This is a genomic window from Mycobacterium conspicuum (genome assembly GCF_010730195.1).
In the GTDB taxonomy this organism is placed as follows: Bacteria; Actinomycetota; Actinomycetes; order Mycobacteriales; family Mycobacteriaceae; genus Mycobacterium; species Mycobacterium conspicuum.
Window position 1 is genome coordinate 363,827 of sequence record NZ_AP022613.1, and the last position, 17,407, is coordinate 381,233.

The 17,407-nt window shown below is 65.4% G+C and carries 18 protein-coding genes; 11 read left to right on the forward strand and 7 right to left on the reverse strand.

The window, feature by feature from the left end:
• The first annotated feature begins 59 nt into the window (after positions 1–59).
• Positions 60–1,658: an HNH endonuclease signature motif containing protein gene (locus G6N66_RS01700; protein ID WP_085235635.1), complete on the forward strand. Its 1,599-nt coding sequence runs from the start codon at positions 60–62 to the stop codon at positions 1,656–1,658.
• A 12-nt stretch (positions 1,659–1,670) separates the two neighbouring features.
• Here the strand turns inward: G6N66_RS01700 and G6N66_RS01705 are convergent, their stop codons facing one another.
• From G6N66_RS01705 to G6N66_RS01720, 4 genes are all read right to left on the reverse strand, one after another.
• Positions 1,671–2,033 (reverse strand): nuclear transport factor 2 family protein, encoded by a 363-nt coding sequence (locus G6N66_RS01705; RefSeq protein WP_276013954.1) that lies wholly within the window; start codon positions 2,031–2,033, stop codon positions 1,671–1,673.
• Positions 2,021–2,482: a DUF5078 domain-containing protein gene (locus G6N66_RS01710; RefSeq protein ID WP_085235634.1), complete on the reverse strand. Its 462-nt coding sequence runs from the start codon at positions 2,480–2,482 to the stop codon at positions 2,021–2,023. Before G6N66_RS01710 ends, G6N66_RS01705 begins: the two co-directional genes overlap by 13 nt.
• Positions 2,483–2,548: 66 nt before the next feature.
• A complete protein-coding gene (locus G6N66_RS01715) occupies positions 2,549–3,457 on the reverse strand; it encodes a crotonase/enoyl-CoA hydratase family protein (protein ID WP_085235633.1) in 909 nt (302 codons plus the stop codon).
• Positions 3,454–5,475, reverse strand: a complete 2,022-nt coding sequence (locus tag G6N66_RS01720) for a prolyl oligopeptidase family serine peptidase (RefSeq protein WP_085235632.1) — start codon at positions 5,473–5,475, stop codon at positions 3,454–3,456. Before G6N66_RS01720 ends, G6N66_RS01715 begins: the two co-directional genes overlap by 4 nt.
• A gap of 56 nt (positions 5,476–5,531) precedes the next feature.
• Here G6N66_RS01720 and exaC point away from each other — a divergent pair, with 56 nt between their 5' ends.
• Genes exaC through G6N66_RS01750 form a run of 6 tightly spaced genes read left to right on the forward strand, consistent with a single transcriptional unit; the run spans position 5,532 to position 10,059 of the window.
• Complete coding sequence (exaC, locus tag G6N66_RS01725) at positions 5,532–7,055, forward strand: acetaldehyde dehydrogenase ExaC (RefSeq protein WP_085235631.1); 1,524 nt, start codon at positions 5,532–5,534, stop codon at positions 7,053–7,055.
• Positions 7,055–7,531 (forward strand): DUF779 domain-containing protein, encoded by a 477-nt coding sequence (locus G6N66_RS01730; protein ID WP_085235630.1) that lies wholly within the window; start codon positions 7,055–7,057, stop codon positions 7,529–7,531. Before exaC ends, G6N66_RS01730 begins: the two co-directional genes overlap by 1 nt.
• Before the next feature lie 21 nt (positions 7,532–7,552).
• Positions 7,553–7,840: a putative holin gene (locus G6N66_RS01735; RefSeq protein WP_179968244.1), complete on the forward strand. Its 288-nt coding sequence runs from the start codon at positions 7,553–7,555 to the stop codon at positions 7,838–7,840.
• Positions 7,833–8,342 carry a hypothetical protein gene (locus G6N66_RS01740; RefSeq protein ID WP_085235629.1) on the forward strand — a complete coding sequence of 170 codons (510 nt, stop codon included), beginning with the start codon at positions 7,833–7,835 and terminating at the stop codon, positions 8,340–8,342. The genes G6N66_RS01735 and G6N66_RS01740 overlap by 8 nt, the downstream gene beginning before the upstream one ends.
• A 33-nt stretch (positions 8,343–8,375) precedes the next feature.
• Positions 8,376–9,773 (forward strand): dihydrolipoyl dehydrogenase, encoded by a 1,398-nt coding sequence (gene lpdA, locus G6N66_RS01745; protein WP_085235628.1) that lies wholly within the window; start codon positions 8,376–8,378, stop codon positions 9,771–9,773.
• Position 9,774: 1 nt separating this feature from the next.
• A complete protein-coding gene (locus G6N66_RS01750) occupies positions 9,775–10,059 on the forward strand; it encodes a hypothetical protein (RefSeq protein WP_085235627.1) in 285 nt (94 codons plus the stop codon).
• 3 nt (positions 10,060–10,062) lie between these two features.
• Here G6N66_RS01750 and G6N66_RS01755 read toward each other — a convergent pair whose 3' ends face one another.
• On the reverse strand, positions 10,063–10,608 hold the full coding sequence (locus G6N66_RS01755) for a carboxymuconolactone decarboxylase family protein (protein ID WP_085235626.1): 546 nt from the start codon (positions 10,606–10,608) through the stop codon (positions 10,063–10,065).
• Positions 10,605–12,020 (reverse strand): acetate metabolism transcriptional regulator RamB, encoded by a 1,416-nt coding sequence (gene ramB / locus G6N66_RS01760; RefSeq protein WP_085235625.1) that lies wholly within the window; start codon positions 12,018–12,020, stop codon positions 10,605–10,607. The genes G6N66_RS01755 and ramB overlap by 4 nt, the downstream gene beginning before the upstream one ends.
• 96 nt (positions 12,021–12,116) lie before the next feature.
• Here ramB and G6N66_RS01765 point away from each other — a divergent pair, with 96 nt between their 5' ends.
• From G6N66_RS01765 to G6N66_RS01780, 4 genes are all read left to right on the forward strand, one after another.
• A complete protein-coding gene (locus G6N66_RS01765; RefSeq protein WP_085235624.1) occupies positions 12,117–12,911 on the forward strand; it encodes an acyl-[acyl-carrier-protein] thioesterase in 795 nt (264 codons plus the stop codon).
• A 286-nt stretch (positions 12,912–13,197) separates the two neighbouring features.
• Positions 13,198–14,484: an isocitrate lyase gene (gene aceA / locus G6N66_RS01770; RefSeq protein ID WP_085235623.1), complete on the forward strand. Its 1,287-nt coding sequence runs from the start codon at positions 13,198–13,200 to the stop codon at positions 14,482–14,484.
• Between the two features lie 142 nt (positions 14,485–14,626).
• A complete protein-coding gene (locus G6N66_RS01775; RefSeq protein ID WP_139825479.1) occupies positions 14,627–15,487 on the forward strand; it encodes a 3-hydroxybutyryl-CoA dehydrogenase in 861 nt (286 codons plus the stop codon).
• Between the two features lie 60 nt (positions 15,488–15,547).
• The gene (locus G6N66_RS01780; RefSeq protein WP_085235621.1) at positions 15,548–16,408 is read left to right on the forward strand and encodes a cyclopropane mycolic acid synthase family methyltransferase; all 861 of its coding nucleotides are present in this window, start codon (positions 15,548–15,550) and stop codon (positions 16,406–16,408) included.
• Positions 16,409–16,420: 12 nt separating this feature from the next.
• On the opposite strand, the gene G6N66_RS01785 is transcribed toward G6N66_RS01780, so the two are convergent.
• The gene (locus tag G6N66_RS01785; RefSeq protein WP_085235620.1) at positions 16,421–17,284 is read right to left on the reverse strand and encodes a cyclopropane mycolic acid synthase family methyltransferase; all 864 of its coding nucleotides are present in this window, start codon (positions 17,282–17,284) and stop codon (positions 16,421–16,423) included.
• Positions 17,285–17,407: the final 123 nt, after the last annotated feature.

The window sequence follows — 17,407 nt, forward strand, 5'->3', positions numbered from 1 at the left end:
ATCCACAGGCGGCCGCGCTGCCGACCTAAAATGTCGGCCCGGCGAGTAGTGTCGAACACATGTTCGAATCAATGCGCGAACTCGACCCCGCGCGGCTGGTAGGTCTGGTCGACTCGACGCATCGCGAGGAGTCGCTGCTGGTGGCGCGGCGGTTGGCGGCGGTCGCGGCGCTGTTGGGGCACCGCGTGGCGCGGGCGGTCGACCTGGCCGAGCGGGGTGGCTACGCGGAGATCGATCCGTATCAACAGACCACCGCCGAGGTGGCCGCGGCGATGAATCTTTCGCCGATGGCGGCCAGCTTTGTCGTCTCAGATGCCGAGGCCCTCGATGTCCGGTTCCCCAAGGTGGCGGCGTTGTTGGCCGAGGGGCGGACGGATTGGCGCTCGGTGCGAGTAATCATCCGCCGAACCGAGCTGGTGACCGACGAGCAGTTGGTGGCCAAGTTGGACGAGTCGCTGTCGGGGCGGATCGGCAACTGGCAGGGGTGGTCACAGCGACGGGTGGTCAACGCGGTCGATTCCGCAGTGAAGGCCATCGATCCCGATGCCGCGCGCGAGCGTCGGCAGGCGGCCGAGGACGAGCGCCGGATCGGGATCAGCGCGCTGGATAACGGAATGGCTGAGGTGTCGGGCACGGTGGCCGCGGCGGCCGCCATGGCCTTCGACCAACGCTTGTCCGAACTGGCCAAGCAGGTCTGCGCGGCGGACCCGCGGACGATGGATCAGCGTCGCGCCGATGCTCTGGATGCATTGGCCCGGGGGAGCTGCCTGGCATGTGCATGCGGGCAACCGGAATGCCCGAGCCGCGCCGGGGAAAGCCCCGCGGCTGAGCGTGGCGGCGTCCGCCTGGTGGTCAATGTGGTGGCCACCGACCAGACCGCGTATGGCGACAGCGACCGGCCCGGCTATTTGGAGGGCTACGGAGTCATCGACGCCGAGCAGGTGCGCGCGTTGGCCGCCGCGGCGGCCTCGCTGCCCGTGGTCGTCGATCCGGTCGCCAGTGCCGCGCAGGCGCTGCGGTATCAGCCGTCCGCGGCGCTGGAGCGGGCGGTGCGGTGCAGGGATCTGACGTGCCGGTTCCCCGGGTGTCATCGTCGGGCGGTGTATTGCGATATCGACCACACGATTCCGTTCAACCATGCCGATCCCGCCGCGGGTGGCCTGACTGTGCTGCGGAATCTGAAATGCCTTTGCCGACAACATCATCGGCTTAAAACCTTCGGCGGATGGCGAGATATCCAGCTCGCGGATGGAACCGTGGAATGGATCTCGCCGACCGGGCGACGATACCGAACGTCCCCGGCGGGGGCCGATCTCTTCCCCGAATTGCTTGCGCCAGCGTGCGCGGCGCCGGTCCCGAGCCGCCGCAGCCGGTCCCAGCGGCGCAGCTCGCGCATCACTCGAGCCCGCCGGCATAACCGTCAGCAGCGACCCATCAACGAAGCACGGCGCCGGCTCGATGACGCCCGCAAAGGGGAGATCGCTGCGCGCAAGTTCCGAAACCACATGCGCGACATGTTGTTTCTGTTCAAGGGCACACCCAGCGTCAGCCCCTTCGCCACGTGGATCAACGATCCGCGAGAACCCGAAGAACTGCCACCGGATTGGTCACCGGCCGCACCGGCCGCCGAGCCCTTGCCCGACGATCCCCCGTTTTAAAGGCGCATCGGACTAACTCAGGTACGTTCCGTGGCCTTCGACCACCAGGTCCCCGTCGAACTTGAGCACCTCGCTCACCCGGCCGTCGTCTTGGTTGCGATAGGCGATGACTACGGTATCGACACCCTGGTAGACACCTTCGACGGTGAAGCAAAGGTTCGGAATGCGTGCCAACGCCACGGTCCAGTAGTGGCGCAACGCCGACTTCCCGCGAACGACACCGTGGGTGTCCGGCAGCAGCCGGGCGGCTACGGGGGAGGTGAAAACTACGTCGTCGTGGAAGTGCTCAAGGACGGCCTCCACGTCGTGCGCATTCCATGCCGCAACCCACTGTCGGCTGAAGGCGATCGGATCGAGCGAGATTAGGCGGTCCAGTCCCAGACGGACATGTCGCCCTTGGGGTACCCCTCGCACACGTCGGTGGCCTTGGCCACGACGCCCTTGTTGTTGAAGAAGATCTTGGCCCAGTTGCCCCAGTGCGTCGCCATCTGCTCGTAGTAGATGTTGGTCGCGGTGTCCTCGGAGTACTGCCGGCGGCCGGCCGGGTCCAGCGAGTAGAACCAGTGGATGCGGTCGATCGCGCCCTGCTGAATGGGCTGCGGCCGGTTGTGGAAGTCGATCATGTACCGCTGGTAGTAGATCGGGCTGGTGTCCCTGGCGGCGGCCAGATACTGCTCCGCATCGCAGGTGGTGTTGATCTGCCTGCGCGGGATCGGGAAGTCGTCGGTGGAATCGGCTACCGCGGCCTTGGGGAAGACCACAGCGGCAAGGGCGAGGGAAAGGAAGACAGCGCCTGCACGAACGCCGTTACTCAGCCGAGACATAGTAATAACCGTAGCACTTTCTTCGGCCCGCAAGTTCGGGCTGGGTGAAATTCGTAGTTTAGCTCACTATACGCCGCTATCAGGCACGATGACGTGAGTGGGATCCGGCCGCAGCTCCGGCGGGGCCTGGCTGTAATCCCCGAACGGCCCGTCGCGGCGCTCGACGGCGGCCCGCACACCCTGCGTTTCGGCCGTCTTGATGAAGTCGAGCGCGTCCGGGGTGTTGCGCATCAGGCCATCGAGAATGCCGCCCAGCGTCTGGGTGGACGCCAGGCCCATGTTCTCGTAGGCCTGGTTGACGATCAGCTTCTGCGCCCGCAACTGCGACAACGGGATCTGGGCCAGCTCGGCGGCGATCTCGGCGACGCGGGCCTCCAGCCGCTCGAACGGCACCGCCTCGTTGATCAGCTCGATCTCGGCGGCCTGCACACCCGTCAGGGGCCGGCCGGTCAGCGAGTGCCACTTGGCCTTGGCCAGGCTGAGGCGATACAGCCACATGCCGGTCAGATACGCGCCCCACATTCGGCTGTACGGGGTGCCGATCACGGCGTCTTCGCTGGCGATGACCAGGTCGGCGCACAACGCGTAGTCGCTCGCCCCTCCCACACACCAGCCGTGCACCTGAGCGATCACCGGCTTCGACGCGCGCCAGATGGCCATGAACTTCTGCGTCGGTCCGGTCTCGCGGGTGCTGACCATCGCGAAATCCTTGCCCGGGTCCCACTTGCCGTCGGTCATCATCCCTTCGGCCCAGTGCTGGAATCCGCCGCCGAAGTCGTAGCCGCCGGAGAACGCGCGCCCGGCGCCGCGCAGCACAATGACCTTGATGCCGTCGTCACGCTCGGCCAGCCCGATGGCCGCCTCGATCTCGTCGGGCATGGGCGGGACGATGGTGTTCAAGTGCTCCGGACGGTTCAAGGTGATGGTGGCGACCGGACCGGACGTCGTGTAGAGCAGCGTCTCGAAATTTGTCATGCCTTTAGCATCCGCCACAGGAAGGAGTAGCTCAGCGCCGACTTGAACGCGAGCTGTTCGTTGTCCGCCGCGCCGGCGTGGCCGCCCTCGATGTTCTCGTAGAGCCAGGCTCGATAGCCCGCCGCTTCCAGGGCGGCCGTCATCTTGCGGGCGTGGCCCGGATGCACCCGGTCGTCGCGGGTGGAGGTGCTGAACAGGACGGGCGGGTACGGCCGGCCGGTCGAAATGTTCTGGTAGGGCGAGTATTCGGAGATGAACTTCCACTCCTCGGGGTTGTCCGGGTCGCCGTATTCGGCCACCCAGGAGGCGCCGGCCAGCAAAAGGTGGTAGCGCTTCATGTCCAGCAGCGGCACGTCGCAGACCAGCGCGCCAAACTTCTCTGGGTACTTGGTCAGCATGATGCCCATCAGCAGGCCGCCGTTGCTGCCGCCGCGGGCGCCGAGTTGCGCGACGGTGCTGATGCCCCGGTCGACCAAATCGTCGGCGACGGCGGCGAAGTCCTCCGCCACCTTGTGCCGGCCCTCGCGCAGCGTCTGGGTGTGCCAACTTGGCCCGTACTCGCCGCCGCCGCGGATGTTGGCCAGCACGTAGGTGCCCCCGCGGGCCAGCCACAGCCGGCCCAGCACGCCGCTGTAGCTGGGCGTGTAGGACGTCTCGAACCCGCCGTAGCCGTAGAGCAGTGTCGGCCCCGGCCCGTCGGTGCCGTCGGGCCGCACCACGAAATAGGGGATCGAGGTGCCGTCCTTGGAGGACACGAAATGCTGTGTGACGGTGATATTTTCGGCGTCGAAGAACGCTGGCGCGGATTTGATCTGGTCCAGCTGGCCGTCACCGGCGCCGCGCATCAGCCGCGACGGCGTGTCGAATCCGCTGGAGTCGAGGAAGAATTCGTCGCCGGTGTCGTCGGCGCTGACGATGACGGTGTTGGTGGCGTCCGGGATGCCGGCCACCGACGTGCGCTGCCATGTACCGGGTGTGACGATCTCGACGCGGCTGGCCACGTCGGCCAGTGTCACCATCAACAGCCGATCGGCGGTCCACGCGTAGTGGTTGAGCGCGGTGTGCTCATCGGGCTCGAACACCACGATCAATTCCACTGTGCCGGAGAGGAATTCGTCATGATTCGCGGCCAGCAGCGAGCCCGCCGGATAAGTAATGCCACCGACCGTCCACGCGGTGCGCAACTCGATCAGGATCCAATCGCGGTGCAACGACACACCGGCGTCGGTGGGCGCGTCGATGCGCGTCAACTCTGACCCGTTCAACTCGAAAAGCTCGTCGTTCCAGAAGTCGATGGCCCGCCCCACCACGGTTCGCTCGAAGCCCGGTGTTCGATCCACCGACGCGAAGGCGCGCACATCGCCGCGGTCCACCTCGAACACGGTCTCGGCATCGGCCAACGGCGTACCTCGACGCCAACGCTTGATCACCCGCGGATAGCCGGATTCGGTGAGCGAGCCGGCGTCAAACTCGGTGCCCACCAGCAAGGTATCCAAATCTACCCACGCCACTTGCGATTTGGCTTCAGCGAGCTCGAACCCGCCGCCGACGAATTCGCATGTCTGCATGTCGAATTCACGCCAGATGCATGCATCCGACCCGCCCGGGGACAGCGCGATCATCGCCCTCGTGAGATCGGGTTCGATGACGTTGGCGCCGCCCCACACCCATTTCTCATTGTCGGCACGGCCCAACTCGTCGACATCGATCAGCACTTCCCACTCGGGGGAATCGGTGCGGTAGCTGTCCAGCGTGGTGCGCCGCCACAGCCCGCGCGGGTTGGCAGCATCACGCCAGAAGTTGTACAGAAACTCGCCGCGGCGGGTCACATAGGGAATGCGGGCATCGGTGTCGAGCACCTCGAGTGCCTCCGCGCGCATCTCGTCGAACAGCGCCCCGCCGAACTCCGCCAGCGTCGGATCGTTGTGCGCGCGCACCCAATCCAGCGCTTTGTCGTCGGTGACATCTTCCAGCCACAGGTAAAGGTCCTCGCCGGTCGCAGAAGTCATGGAAGTCATTGTGCTGACGACGGTAGTGTGAGGTGTATTACACAGTTAAATCGAGGAGCCGAGCCATGACTGTTTTCGCACGTCCGGGTTCCGCCGGCGCACTAATGTCCTACGAGTCGCGCTACGACAACTTCATCGGCGGCGAGTGGGTGAAACCCGCCAAAGGTCTGTACTTCGAGAACCCCACCCCGGTCACCGGCCAGACCTTCTGCGAGGTGGCGCGCTCCGACGACACCGACATCGACAAGGCGCTCGACGCCGCCCACGCCGCGGCCCCGGCGTGGGGCAAGACGGGCCCGGCCGAACGCGCCGCGATCCTGAACAAGATCGCCGACCGCATCGAAGAGAACACCCAAGCGCTGGCCGTGGCCGAGGTCTGGGACAACGGCAAGCCGATCCGGGAGGCGCTGGCCGCCGACATCCCGTTGGCCGCCGACCATTTCCGGTATTTCGCCGCGGCGATCCGCGCGCAGGAGGGGTCGCTGAGCCAGATCGACGACGACACCGTCGCCTATCACTTCCACGAGCCGCTCGGGGTGATCGGTCAGATCATTCCGTGGAACTTCCCGATCCTGATGGGCGCGTGGAAATTGGCGCCCGCGTTGGCCGCCGGCAACACGGTGGTGCTCAAACCGGCCGAGCAGACGCCGGCCTCGATCCTGTACCTGATGTCGTTGATCGGCGACCTGCTGCCGCCCGGGGTGGTCAACATCGTCAGCGGTTTCGGTGTGGAAGCCGGCAAGCCGCTGGCATCCAGCGATCGCATCGCCAAGGTCTCGTTCACCGGAGAAACCACGACCGGGCGCTTGATCATGCAATACGCCTCGCAGAACCTGATCCCGGTCACCCTCGAACTGGGCGGCAAGAGCCCGAACATCTTCTTCTCCGACGTGATGGCCGCCAACGACGACTTCCAGGACAAGGCGCTGGAGGGGTTCACGATGTTCGCCCTCAACCAGGGGGAGGTGTGCACCTGCCCGTCGCGCAGCCTGATCCAGTCCGGCATCCACGACGAATTCCTGGAACTGGCGGCGATCCGTACCAAGGCGGTCCGCCAGGGCGACCCGCTGAACATCGAAACGATGCTGGGGTCGCAGGCGTCGAACGATCAGCTCGAAAAGATCTTGTCCTACATCGAGATTGGCAAGGGCGAGGGCGCGAAGGTGATCACCGGTGGCGAGCGTGCCGAGTTGGGCGGCGACCTATCCGGCGGCTACTACGTGCAGCCGACGATCTTCGCCGGCAACAACAAGATGCGCATCTTCCAGGAGGAGATTTTCGGCCCGGTGGTGGCGGTGACGTCGTTCACCGACTACGCCGACGCGATCGGCATCGCCAACGACACGCTCTACGGTCTGGGCGCGGGAGTGTGGAGCCGCGACGGGAACACCGCCTACCGCGCTGGCCGCGACATCAAGGCGGGCCGGGTGTGGGTGAACTGCTATCACATGTACCCGCCGCACGCCGCGTTCGGCGGCTACAAGCAATCCGGCTTCGGCCGGGAGACCCACAAGATGGCGCTCGACCACTACCAGCAGACCAAGAACCTGCTGGTGTCCTACGCCGACAAGGCGCAGGGCTTCTTCTGATGCCCGCCGGTCCACCGGGCGTGGTCATCACCGAGGCCGCCGCCGAGCTGCTGGCCCGGCTGCAGGACCGGCACGGCCCGGTGATGTTCCATCAGTCCGGCGGCTGCTGCGACGGATCGTCGCCGATGTGTTATCCGCTCGGGGACTTCCTCGTCGGCGATCGCGACGTGTTGCTCGGTGTGCTCGAGGTGGGCACGGAAGGCTCAGAGGGTGTGCCGGTCTGGATTTCCGGCCCCCAATACCAGGCCTGGAAACACACCCAGCTGGTCATCGACGTGGTGCCCGGCCGCGGCGGAGGCTTCAGCCTGGAAGTCCCCGAGGGCGTACGGTTTCTCAGCCGTGGCCGGGTCTTTACCGATGCCGAAAAAGCGCAGCTACAGGCCCTGCCGGTGATCACCGGAGCCGATTACGAGCGTGGCGAACGGCCATCGAATCGTGGCCAGGTTGTAGCCGGTAACGCGCCAGGAACGTGCTGATGCCGCGCTAAGGTCGCGAGGGTGATTCCGCTTCCGCGCGCCTGGTTGCTGGCAAGCGCCATGCTGATCGGCGGTGCCGTCGGCCTGCTGGCGGGTGTGGCGTCCGTCGTGTCGTTGCATGGGCAGATCCGGTCGGACCTGGTCGCCCCGGCCATCGCGGCGGCGGTCGGGATTCCCAGTGTCATCGGGGTGGTGGCGATCCTGCTTTCCGGGCGCCGCTGGGTGACGATGTTGGGAGCGTTTCTGCTTGCGCTGGCACCGGGTTGGTTGGGGGTGCTGATTGCTCTTCGGGTGGTCTCCGGTGGCTGAGCGGGATCTCGACTCCGGTCCGAGCACCGCGGCGTTCGTGCCCGATTTCAGTGATGCCGACGACACGGGCAAGGACTCGGTGCCCTTCGTGCCCGACTTCGACGACACCGGCTCGCAGCCGGTGCCGGAGCCGGCCGTCGAGCCCGAGTCGGTGGTGGTGCCCGTCGTCGTGCCCGGCCGATACCAATACGTCAAATGGTGGAAGCTGCTGCTGGTGTTCCTCGCCGTGTGGCTCGCCGCGGCGCAGCTGGGCCTGAGCCTGTTCTATTGGTGGTACCACACGGTCGACAAGACGGCGGCGGCGTACACGGCGCTGGTCTACGTCGTCGCATGCGTCGTCGCCGGCGTGATCCTGGCGATGGTCCGGGGCAGACCGATGATGTCGGCGCTGGCGCTCGCGGTGATGTCGGGGCCGTTCGCGTCGGTCGCCGCCGCGGCGCCGCTCTACGGTCACTACTACTGCGAGCGGTTGGCCCACTGCCTCGGCATCATTCCCTATTGAGCCCGCCGGCCGCCCGCCCACTAATGTGGGCTCGTGACTTCTCACTATGACGTCGTCGTTCTCGGAGCCGGCCCCGGCGGGTATGTCGCGGCTATTCGCGCGGCGCAGCTGGGTCTGAACACCGCGGTCGTCGAACCGAAGTACTGGGGCGGAGTCTGCCTCAACGTCGGCTGCATCCCGTCCAAGGCGCTGTTGCGCAACGCCGAACTCGCGCACATCTTCACCAAGGAAGCCAAGACATTTGGCATCAGCGGCGAGGCGACCTTCGACTACGGGGTCGCGTTCGACCGCAGCCGCAAAGTGGCCGAGGGTCGCGTCGCCGGCGTGCACTTCCTGATGAAGAAGAACAAGATCACCGAGATCCACGGCTACGGCAGGTTCACCGACCCGCGCACGCTGGCCGTCGAACTCAACGACGGTGGAACCGAAACGGTCACCTTCGACAACGTGATCATCGCGACCGGCAGCAGCACCCGACTAGTTCCGGGCACCTCACTCTCGGAAAACGTGGTCACCTACGAAGAACTGATTATGACGCGCGAGCTGCCGGCGTCGATCATCATCGCCGGCTGCGGGGCGATCGGCATGGAGTTCGGCTACGTGCTGAAAAACTACGGCGTCGACGTGACCATCGTCGAGTTCCTGCCGCGCGCGCTGCCCAACGAGGACGCCGAGGTGTCGAAGGAGGTCGAAAAGCAGTTCAAGAAACTGGGCGTCAAGATCCTGCTCGGAACCAAGGTCGAGTCCATCTCCGACGACGGCTCGGCGGTCACCGTGGTGGTGAGCAAGGACGGCAAGTCAGAGGAGCTCAAGGCCGATAAGGTATTGCAGGCCATCGGTTTTGCGCCCAACGTCGAGGGTTACGGACTTGACAAGGCCGGGGTGGCGCTGACCGAACGCGGCGCCATCGGGATCACCGACTACATGCGCACCAACGTCGACCACATCTACGCCATCGGCGACGTCACCGGGCTGCTGATGCTCGCGCACGTCGCCGAGGCCCAAGGTGTGGTGGCGGCCGAAACCATCGCCGGGGCAGAGACTTTGGCTCTCGGCGACTATCGCATGTTGCCCCGCGCGACGTTCTGCCAGCCCAACGTGGCCAGCTTCGGGCTGACCGAGGAGCAAGCTCGCGCTGAAGGTTACGACGTTGTGGTCGCCAAGTTTCCGTTCACCGCCAACGCCAAAGCGCATGGCGTGGGCGATCCGAGCGGCTTCGTCAAGCTCGTCGCCGACGCCAAGTACGGCGAGCTGCTGGGCGGGCACCTGGTCGGCCACGACGTGTCGGAGTTGCTGCCCGAACTCACGCTGGCGCAGAAATGGGACCTGACCGCCAACGAACTCGCCCGCAACGTGCACACCCACCCGACGATGTCCGAAGCGCTGCAGGAATGCTTCCACGGCCTGATCGGCCACATGATCAACTTCTGAGATGACTAACACCGACAGCACTGGCAGCGTCGTCAGCGCGATCGGCGGCGGCGTCGTCGGTTATGTGCTGTGGCTGATCGCGATCTCGATCGGAAACGACTTCACGACCGTGAGCCAGTGGAGCCTGCTGGTGCTACTCGGCTCGGTCGTGCTGGCGGCGTGCGCCGGGGCGTGGGGCTGGTCGCTGCGCCGCCGCGGGAGGGCGGTGGCGGCCGCGTTCGCGTTCAGCCTGCCGGTCCTCCCGGTGCTGTTGACCCTGGCGGTGCTGACCAACCTCTACATCTGACGATCAGCGCGGGTTGTCCAACGGGATCTTGAGCGCAGACATGGTGGCGGCCAGTCCGTCGTATTGGCTTGCCAGCAAACAGAATTCGATCAGCTGGCGCCGATCCAGGTGGTCGGCCAGCTGCCGCCAGGTGGCGTCGGTGAGGGTGCGGTCCTTGACGAACTCATCCGTCGCCGCCAGCAGCGCCCGCTGGCGGGGGCTGAGCTTGCCCGAATCGTCCGGCCAGGCGAAGATCGCGGCCTGGGTGTCGGTGTCCAGTCCGGCCTTCCGCGCCATCCGCCGGTGGTGTTGCAGCTCGTATTCGCAGGAACGCAGGTGACCGACACGCAGAATCACCAACTCGCTGTCGATCGTGGGCAGCCGGCCCCGCATCAGCCGGCCGCTGTAAATCGCCCAGGTCCAGAACAACAACTGGCGGTGACCCAGCGTGGTGAACAGGTGCATCTCGGGGGCGCGGACCTGGCGCGCCGCGAGTTTTGCCACCACCCAGTTGATCGGACCCAACTGGCGGAACCGGCCCGGCGGGATGCGACCTTGCGAGCTGCTCACGGTTGCTTCACCAGATACGGCGACACGGTACTGCGGTGCTCGTCGAGATCCAGCGCGCGCCCCAGGGCGGGAAACGCCCGCTGGGGGCAGTTGTCCCGTTCGCAGACACGGCAACCCGCGCCGATCGGTGTTGCGACATCGCCCGACAAGTCGAGTCCTTCCGAGTAGACGAGCCGGTGTGCATGGCGCAGTTCGCAGCCCAGCCCGATCGCGAAGGTCTTACCGGGTTGACCATATCGGGCGGCCCGGCGCTCTACGGTCCGGGCCACCCACATGTAGTTGCGGCCGTCGGGCATCTGGGCGATCTGCACCAGGATCTTGCCCGGGTTGGCGAACGTTTCGTAGACGTTCCACAACGGGCAGGTACCCCCGCTGGAAGAGAAGTGAAAGCCCGTGGCGGACTGGCGTTTTGACATGTTGCCGGCCCGGTCCACCCGGATAAACGAGAATGGCACCCCCCGCATCGTCGGCCGCTGCATCGTGGACAGCCGGTGCGCGATGGTCTCGTAACTGACCGAGTAGAACGCCGACAGCCGCTCGACGTCGTAGCGGAAATTCTCCGCGACGTCGTGGAACTGGCGGTAGGGCAGCACCGCGGCGGCCGCGAAGTAGTTCGCCAGCCCGAGCCGCAGCAGCGTGTTCGATTCGGAGCTGGTGAACTTGGCCTCCTCGACCATGCTGTCGATGAGGTCGCCGAACTCCAGATACGCCAGCTCGGCGGCCATCTTGAAGACCTGCTGACCCGCGGACAGGTGACTGCTCATGTCCAGGGTGTTGGTCTTGGCGTCGTAGCGGTGCAGCACGCTGTCCCCAAGATCGATGCGCCGGTTGATCCGCACCCCGTGCACCTCGGTGAGCCGGCGGGTCAGTTCGCGCGCCAGGTCGCCGTGATGCAGCCGCATCTGGATCGTCAGGTCCTCGGCGGCGGTGTCCAGCTGATGCAGGTAGTTCTGCCGCTGGTAGAAGTAGTCGCGCACCTCTTCGTGCGGCATGGTGATCGAGCCGCTGCCACTGCCGTCGAGGAAACGCTCCTCGGTGGCGGCGGCAAGCTGCGCGGTGGTGATCCGGTAGCGCCGGTGCAGATTGACCACCGCGCGGGCCAGGGCGGGGTGGGCGGCGACCATCTCGGCGACCTCGGGCGGATCGACGTCGATGTCCAGATCGCGGTCCATCGTCACCTCGCGCAGCTCGGCCACCAGCCGGGTGTCGTCCTGGGGCGCGAAGAACGTCGCATCCACCCCGAACACCTCGGTGATCCGGAGCAACACGGCGACGGTCAGCGGGCGGACGTCATGCTCGATCTGGTTGAGGTAGCTCGGCGAGATCTCCAGCATCTGGGCCAGCGCCGCCTGGCTGAAGCCGCGCTCGCTGCGCAGCTGACGAACGCGCGAGCCGACAAACGTTTTGGACACTGAACCAACCTACCCGCGGGTGTGAAGGGGCGCTTAGCAGAATTGGCAGTGGCATGATTCGCATCGGGAATCCCAGGGGCCCAAGAGGGGAGAGCCGTGAGCCTGGACAAGGAAATGATGCCGGTGCCCGACGGCCACCCCGATGTGTTCGACCTGGAGTGGCCGCTGCGCATGGGGGACATCGATCGCACCGGCCGGCTTCGGTTGGACGCGGCCTGCCGGCACATCCAGGACATCGGCCAGGACCAGCTGCGCGAGATGGGCTTCGAGGAGACCCATCCGCTGTGGATCGTCCGGCGCACCATGGTCGACCTGATCCGCCCGATCGAGTTCCGCGACATGCTGCGGATGCGGCGCTGGTGTTCGGGCACCTCGAACCGGTGGTGTGAGATGCGCGTCCGCATCGACGGACGCAAGGGCGGCCTGATCGAATCCGAGGCGTTCTGGATCCACGTCAACAAGGACACCGAGATGCCGGCGCGCATCGCCGACGACTTCCTGGAGGGTCTATTCCGGACCACCTCCGTCAACCGGCTGCGGTGGAAGGGCTACGTCAAACCGGGCAGCCGCGAGGACGCGACCGAAATCCACGAATTCCCCGTCCGCGTCACCGACATCGACCTGTTCGACCACGTGAACAACTCGGTCTACTGGAGCATCATCGAGGACTACCTGGCGTCGCATTCCGAGCTGCTGGCCGCGCCGCTGCGGGTGACGATCGAGCACGAGGCGCCGGTGGCCTTAGGCGACAAGCTGGACGTCATCGCGCACGTTCACCCGCCCGGTTCGACCGACCAATTCGGCGCGGGCCTGACCGACCGCGCTGTTATAACGCTCACATATGCGGTCGGCGACGAGACGAAAGCCGTCGCCGCGCTGTTCGCCCTCTAACCGGACAAGCGTCCCGGTTAAACCCCCGTTGACCTGCGGATTCTTGTTACCGGCCGGTAGCTTCTGGAACGGTTAAGTCGCGCTCAATCTTCGCAAGATTTGCAAAAACGCCGAAAGTCGTAGCCGAAATTGGCAATTGAAATGGCTGGCCAGCGGGAACACGCAATGTCTAACTTGGTTTCAGTTGAGTTAGCACAGCAGTGAAGAACAGCCGTCGGCAACTGGCTAAGACGCAGTCAGGCCGCGGCGACCACGAGGCAACCGTTAAGGAGCACCCATGACTAACGTGTCCAACGTTGGCAGCCCGAAGAGCGCCGAGCAGATCCAGCAGGACTGGGACACCAACCCGCGCTGGAAGGACGTCACCCGCACCTACTCCGCCGAGGACGTGGTGGCGTTGCAAGGCAGCGTGGTCGAGGAGTCGACCCTGGCCCGGCGCGGCGCGGAGGTGCTCTGGGACCAGCTGCACGAGCTGGAGTTCGTCAACGCGCTGGGCGCCCTGACCGGCAACATGGCCGTCCAGCAGGTGCGCGCCGGACTCAAGGCCATCTACCTGTCGGGCTGGCAGGTCGCCGGTGACGCCAACCTGTCCGGCCACACCTACCCCGACCAGAGCCTGTACCCGGCCAACTCGGTGCCGCAGGTCGTCCGCCGGATCAACAACGCCCTGCTGCGCGCCGACCAGATCGCCAAGGTCGAGGGTGACACCTCGGTGAAGAACTGGCTGGCGCCGATCGTCGCCGACGGCGAGGCCGGCTTCGGCGGTGCCCTCAACGTGTACGAGCTGCAGAAGGCCATGATCGCCGCCGGTGTCGCCGGTTCGCACTGGGAGGACCAACTGGCCTCGGAGAAGAAGTGTGGCCACCTGGGCGGCAAGGTGCTGATCCCGACGCAGCAGCACATCCGCACGCTGACTTCGGCCCGCCTGGCCGCCGACGTCTGCGACGTGCCGACCGTCGTCATCGCCCGGACCGACGCCGAGGCGGCGACGCTGATCACCTCCGACGTCGACGAGCGCGACCAGCCGTTCATCACCGGCGAGCGGACCAAGGAGGGCTTCTACCGGGTGCGCAACGGCCTGGAGCCGTGCATCGCGCGCGCCAAGGCCTACGCGCCGTACTCCGACCTGATCTGGATGGAGACCGGCACCCCGGACCTCGAGCTGGCGGCGAAGTTCGCCGAGGGCGTCAAGGCCGAGTTCCCGGACCAGCTGTTGGCCTACAACTGCTCGCCGTCGTTCAACTGGAAGAAGCACCTCGACGACGCCACCATCGCGAAGTTCCAAAAGGAGCTGGGCGCAATGGGATTCAAATTCCAGTTCATCACGCTGGCCGGCTTCCACGCCCTGAACTACTCGATGTTCGACCTGGCCTACGGCTACGCCCGCAACCAGATGAGCGCCTACGTCGAGCTGCAGGAGCGTGAGTTCGACGCCGAGGAGCGCGGTTACACCGCGACCAAGCACCAGCGTGAGGTGGGCGCCGGTTACTTCGACCGCATCGCCACCACGGTCGACCCGAACTCGTCGACCACGGCGCTGACCGGTTCCACCGAAGAGGGCCAGTTCCACTAGGGTTACCGAAGAGCGGCCGTAATGAGATCTAGGTCACTCAACAGAAGTTGACAGCATAGGCCCTGCCCAGCGACCCTGGGCGGGGCCTATTGCATTTCATGCCAATAACGACGTAAGAGAGAAACCAGTGAGCCAGGATCCGATCCAGGCGGCGATCAAGCGCGTTGGCGTCATCGGGGCTGGGCAGATGGGGTCCGGTATTGCCGAGGTCGCCGTCCGCGCCGGCGTCGACGTGACGGTGTTCGAACCCACCGAAGCGTTGATCACCGCGGGCCGCAGCCGCGTCGTGAAGTCGCTCGAGCGCGGCGTCAGCGCGGGCAAGGTCACCGAGCGGGAGCGCGCCGACGCGCTCGACCGGCTGACGTTCACCACCGAGCTCAAGGACCTGGCCGACCGCCAACTGGTGATCGAAGCCGTCGTCGAGGACGAGACCGTCAAGGCTCAAATCTTTTCCGGACTGGACGAGGTCATCACCGATCCCGACGCCGTGCTCGCGTCGAACACCTCGAGCATTCCGATCATGAAGATCGCCGCGGCGACCAAGAACCCACAGCGGGTGCTGGGCTTGCACTTTTTCAATCCCGTCCCGGTGCTACCGCTGGTCGAGTTGGTCACCACGCTGGTCACCGACGAAGCCGCCGCCGCCCGCACCGAGCAGTTCGCCAGCGCGGTGCTCGGCAAGCAGGTGGTGCGTTGCTCCGACCGGTCCGGCTTCGTGGTGAACGCGCTGCTGGTCCCCTACCTGCTGTCGGCGATCCGGATGGTCGAGGCCGGGTTCGCCACCGTCGAAGACGTCGACAAGGCGGTCGTCGCCGGGCTGTCGCACCCGATGGGACCGCTGCGGCTTTCCGATTTGGTCGGCCTGGACACTTTGAAGCTCATCGCGGACAAGCTGTACGACGAATTCAAGGAACCGCATTATGGTCCACCCCCGCTGTTGCTGCGCATGGTCGAGGCGGGTCGATTGGGGAAGAAGTCCGGCCAGGGTTTCTACCGCTACTGACAACCCACCGGCGACACACTGAACGGCGCGCCGCCTGAAAACGAGAGGTACTTGTTGAGCATGACGAAGCTCAGACCGTATTACGAAGAGTCGCAGTCGATTTACGACGTCTCCGATGAATTCTTTGCGTTGTTCCTCGACCCCACCATGGCGTACACGTGCGCGTACTTCGAGCGCGACGACATGACGCTGGAAGAGGCGTCGATTGCGAAGTTCGATCTGGCGCTGGGCAAGCTCAACCTCGAGCCCGGGATGACACTGCTCGACATCGGTTGCGGCTGGGGCGGCGCGCTGGTCCGGGCGGTCGAGAAGTTCGACGTCAACGTCATCGGAATCACCTTGAGCCGCAACCAATTCGAGTACAGCAAGGCCAAGCTGGCCAAAATCCCCACCGAGCGCACCGTCGAGGTGCGGCTGCAGGGCTGGGAGGAGTTCACCGACAAGGTCGACCGGATCGTCACCATCGGCGCCTTCGAGGCGTTCAAGGCCGAGCGTTACCCCGTTTTCTTCGAGCGCGCCTACGACATCCTGCCCGACGACGGCCGCATGCTGTTGCACACGATTTTGGCCCACCCGTTAAACAGCTTCCGCGAGCGCGGCGTCAGCATCACGATGAACGACATTCGATTCATGAAGTTCATCGGCGACGTGATCTTCCCGGGCGGCCAGTTGCCGGCGCAGGAGGACCTCTTCAAGCTGGCCGACGAGTCCGGGTTCACGATCGAACGGGCGCACCTGCTGGGGGAGCACTACGAACGCACCCTGAACATCTGGGCGGCCAATTTGGAAGCCAACAAGGACAAGGCCGTCGAAATCCAGTCCGCCGAGATTTACGAGCGCTACATGCACTACCTCACCGGGTGCGAGAACTTCTTCCGCAAAGGCATCTGCAACGTCGGCCAATTCACCTGCGTGAAGTAGTAGTCCGCGTCGTCACTTCTTCAGGGTGAACTGGTTGATGTCGGTGTAGCCCTGGCGAAATAGCTTGGCGCAGCCGGTCAGGTACCTCATGTACCGGTCGTAGACCTCTTCGGACTGCAGCGCGATCGCAGCTGCCCGATTGCCCTCGAGCGCCGCGGCCCACAAGTCCAGCGTCTTGGCATAGTGCAGCCGCAGGGATTGGATCCGGGTCACCCTGAAGCCGGCCTCGCCGGCGTGCTCCTGGACCGAGGGGATCGTCGGTAGCCAGCCGCCGGGAAAGATCTCGGTCAAGATGAACTGGACGAAGTGGACGATTTCGTGGGTCAACGGCGTGCCCTGCGCCCGGGCCTCTTTGAAGGTGGGACGCGAGATGGTGTGCAGCAGCATGACGCCGTCGGCCGGCAACACCTGGTAGGCCGTCTTGAAGAAGCGGGGGTAGCGCTGGCGACCAAAGTGCTCGAACGCACCGATCGAGACGATGCGGTCGACCGGCTCGTCGAATTGCTCCCAGCCCTGCAGCAGCACCCGTTTCGACCGCGGGGTGTCCAGGCTGTCCAGCATCCGCTGGACGTGGCCGGCCTGGTTCTCGGACAGCGTCAGGCCCACGACGTTGACGTGGTATTTCTCGACGGCGCGTCGCATGGTGGCGCCCCAGCCGCAGCCGATGTCCAGCAATGTCATCCCGGGCTGCAGGCCCAGCTTGCCCAGCGCCAGGTCGATCTTTGCCAGCTGGGCCTCCTCCAGCGGCATGTCGTCGCGTTCGAAGTACGCGCAGCTGTACGTCTGGGTGGCGTCCAGGAAGAGCCGGAAGAAGTCGTCGGAGAGGTCGTAGTGGGCTTGGACGTTGCCAAAATGCGGCGTGAGCTGCACGGCCATGGCGCAAAGCCTTTCTGTTTCTCGGCGGCCGCACGAGAGTTTCGTTAACGCTGCACCCTGGTTGGGCCCCCGATGCACTCCCAGCATGCTAGCCGCTTTGGCGGCCCTTAGGGATTTTCGACG

Excerpts from the sequence above, each read along its gene's own strand:
- G6N66_RS01720 (WP_085235632.1), bottom strand. The coding sequence starts at position 5,475 with ATGACTTCCATGACTTCTGCGACCGGCGAGGACCTTTACCTGTGGCTG.
- G6N66_RS01710 (WP_085235634.1), bottom strand. The coding sequence starts at position 2,482 with ATGTCTCGGCTGAGTAACGGCGTTCGTGCAGGCGCTGTCTTCCTTTCC.
- exaC (WP_085235631.1), top strand. The coding sequence starts at position 5,532 with ATGACTGTTTTCGCACGTCCGGGTTCCGCCGGCGCACTAATGTCCTAC.
- G6N66_RS01715 (WP_085235633.1), bottom strand. The coding sequence starts at position 3,457 with ATGACAAATTTCGAGACGCTGCTCTACACGACGTCCGGTCCGGTCGCC.
- G6N66_RS01700 (WP_085235635.1), top strand. The coding sequence starts at position 60 with ATGTTCGAATCAATGCGCGAACTCGACCCCGCGCGGCTGGTAGGTCTG.
- G6N66_RS01780 (WP_085235621.1), top strand. The coding sequence starts at position 15,548 with ATGACGAAGCTCAGACCGTATTACGAAGAGTCGCAGTCGATTTACGAC.
- G6N66_RS01730 (WP_085235630.1), top strand. The coding sequence starts at position 7,055 with ATGCCCGCCGGTCCACCGGGCGTGGTCATCACCGAGGCCGCCGCCGAG.
- G6N66_RS01785 (WP_085235620.1), bottom strand. The coding sequence starts at position 17,284 with ATGGCCGTGCAGCTCACGCCGCATTTTGGCAACGTCCAAGCCCACTAC.
- G6N66_RS01750 (WP_085235627.1), top strand. The coding sequence starts at position 9,775 with ATGACTAACACCGACAGCACTGGCAGCGTCGTCAGCGCGATCGGCGGC.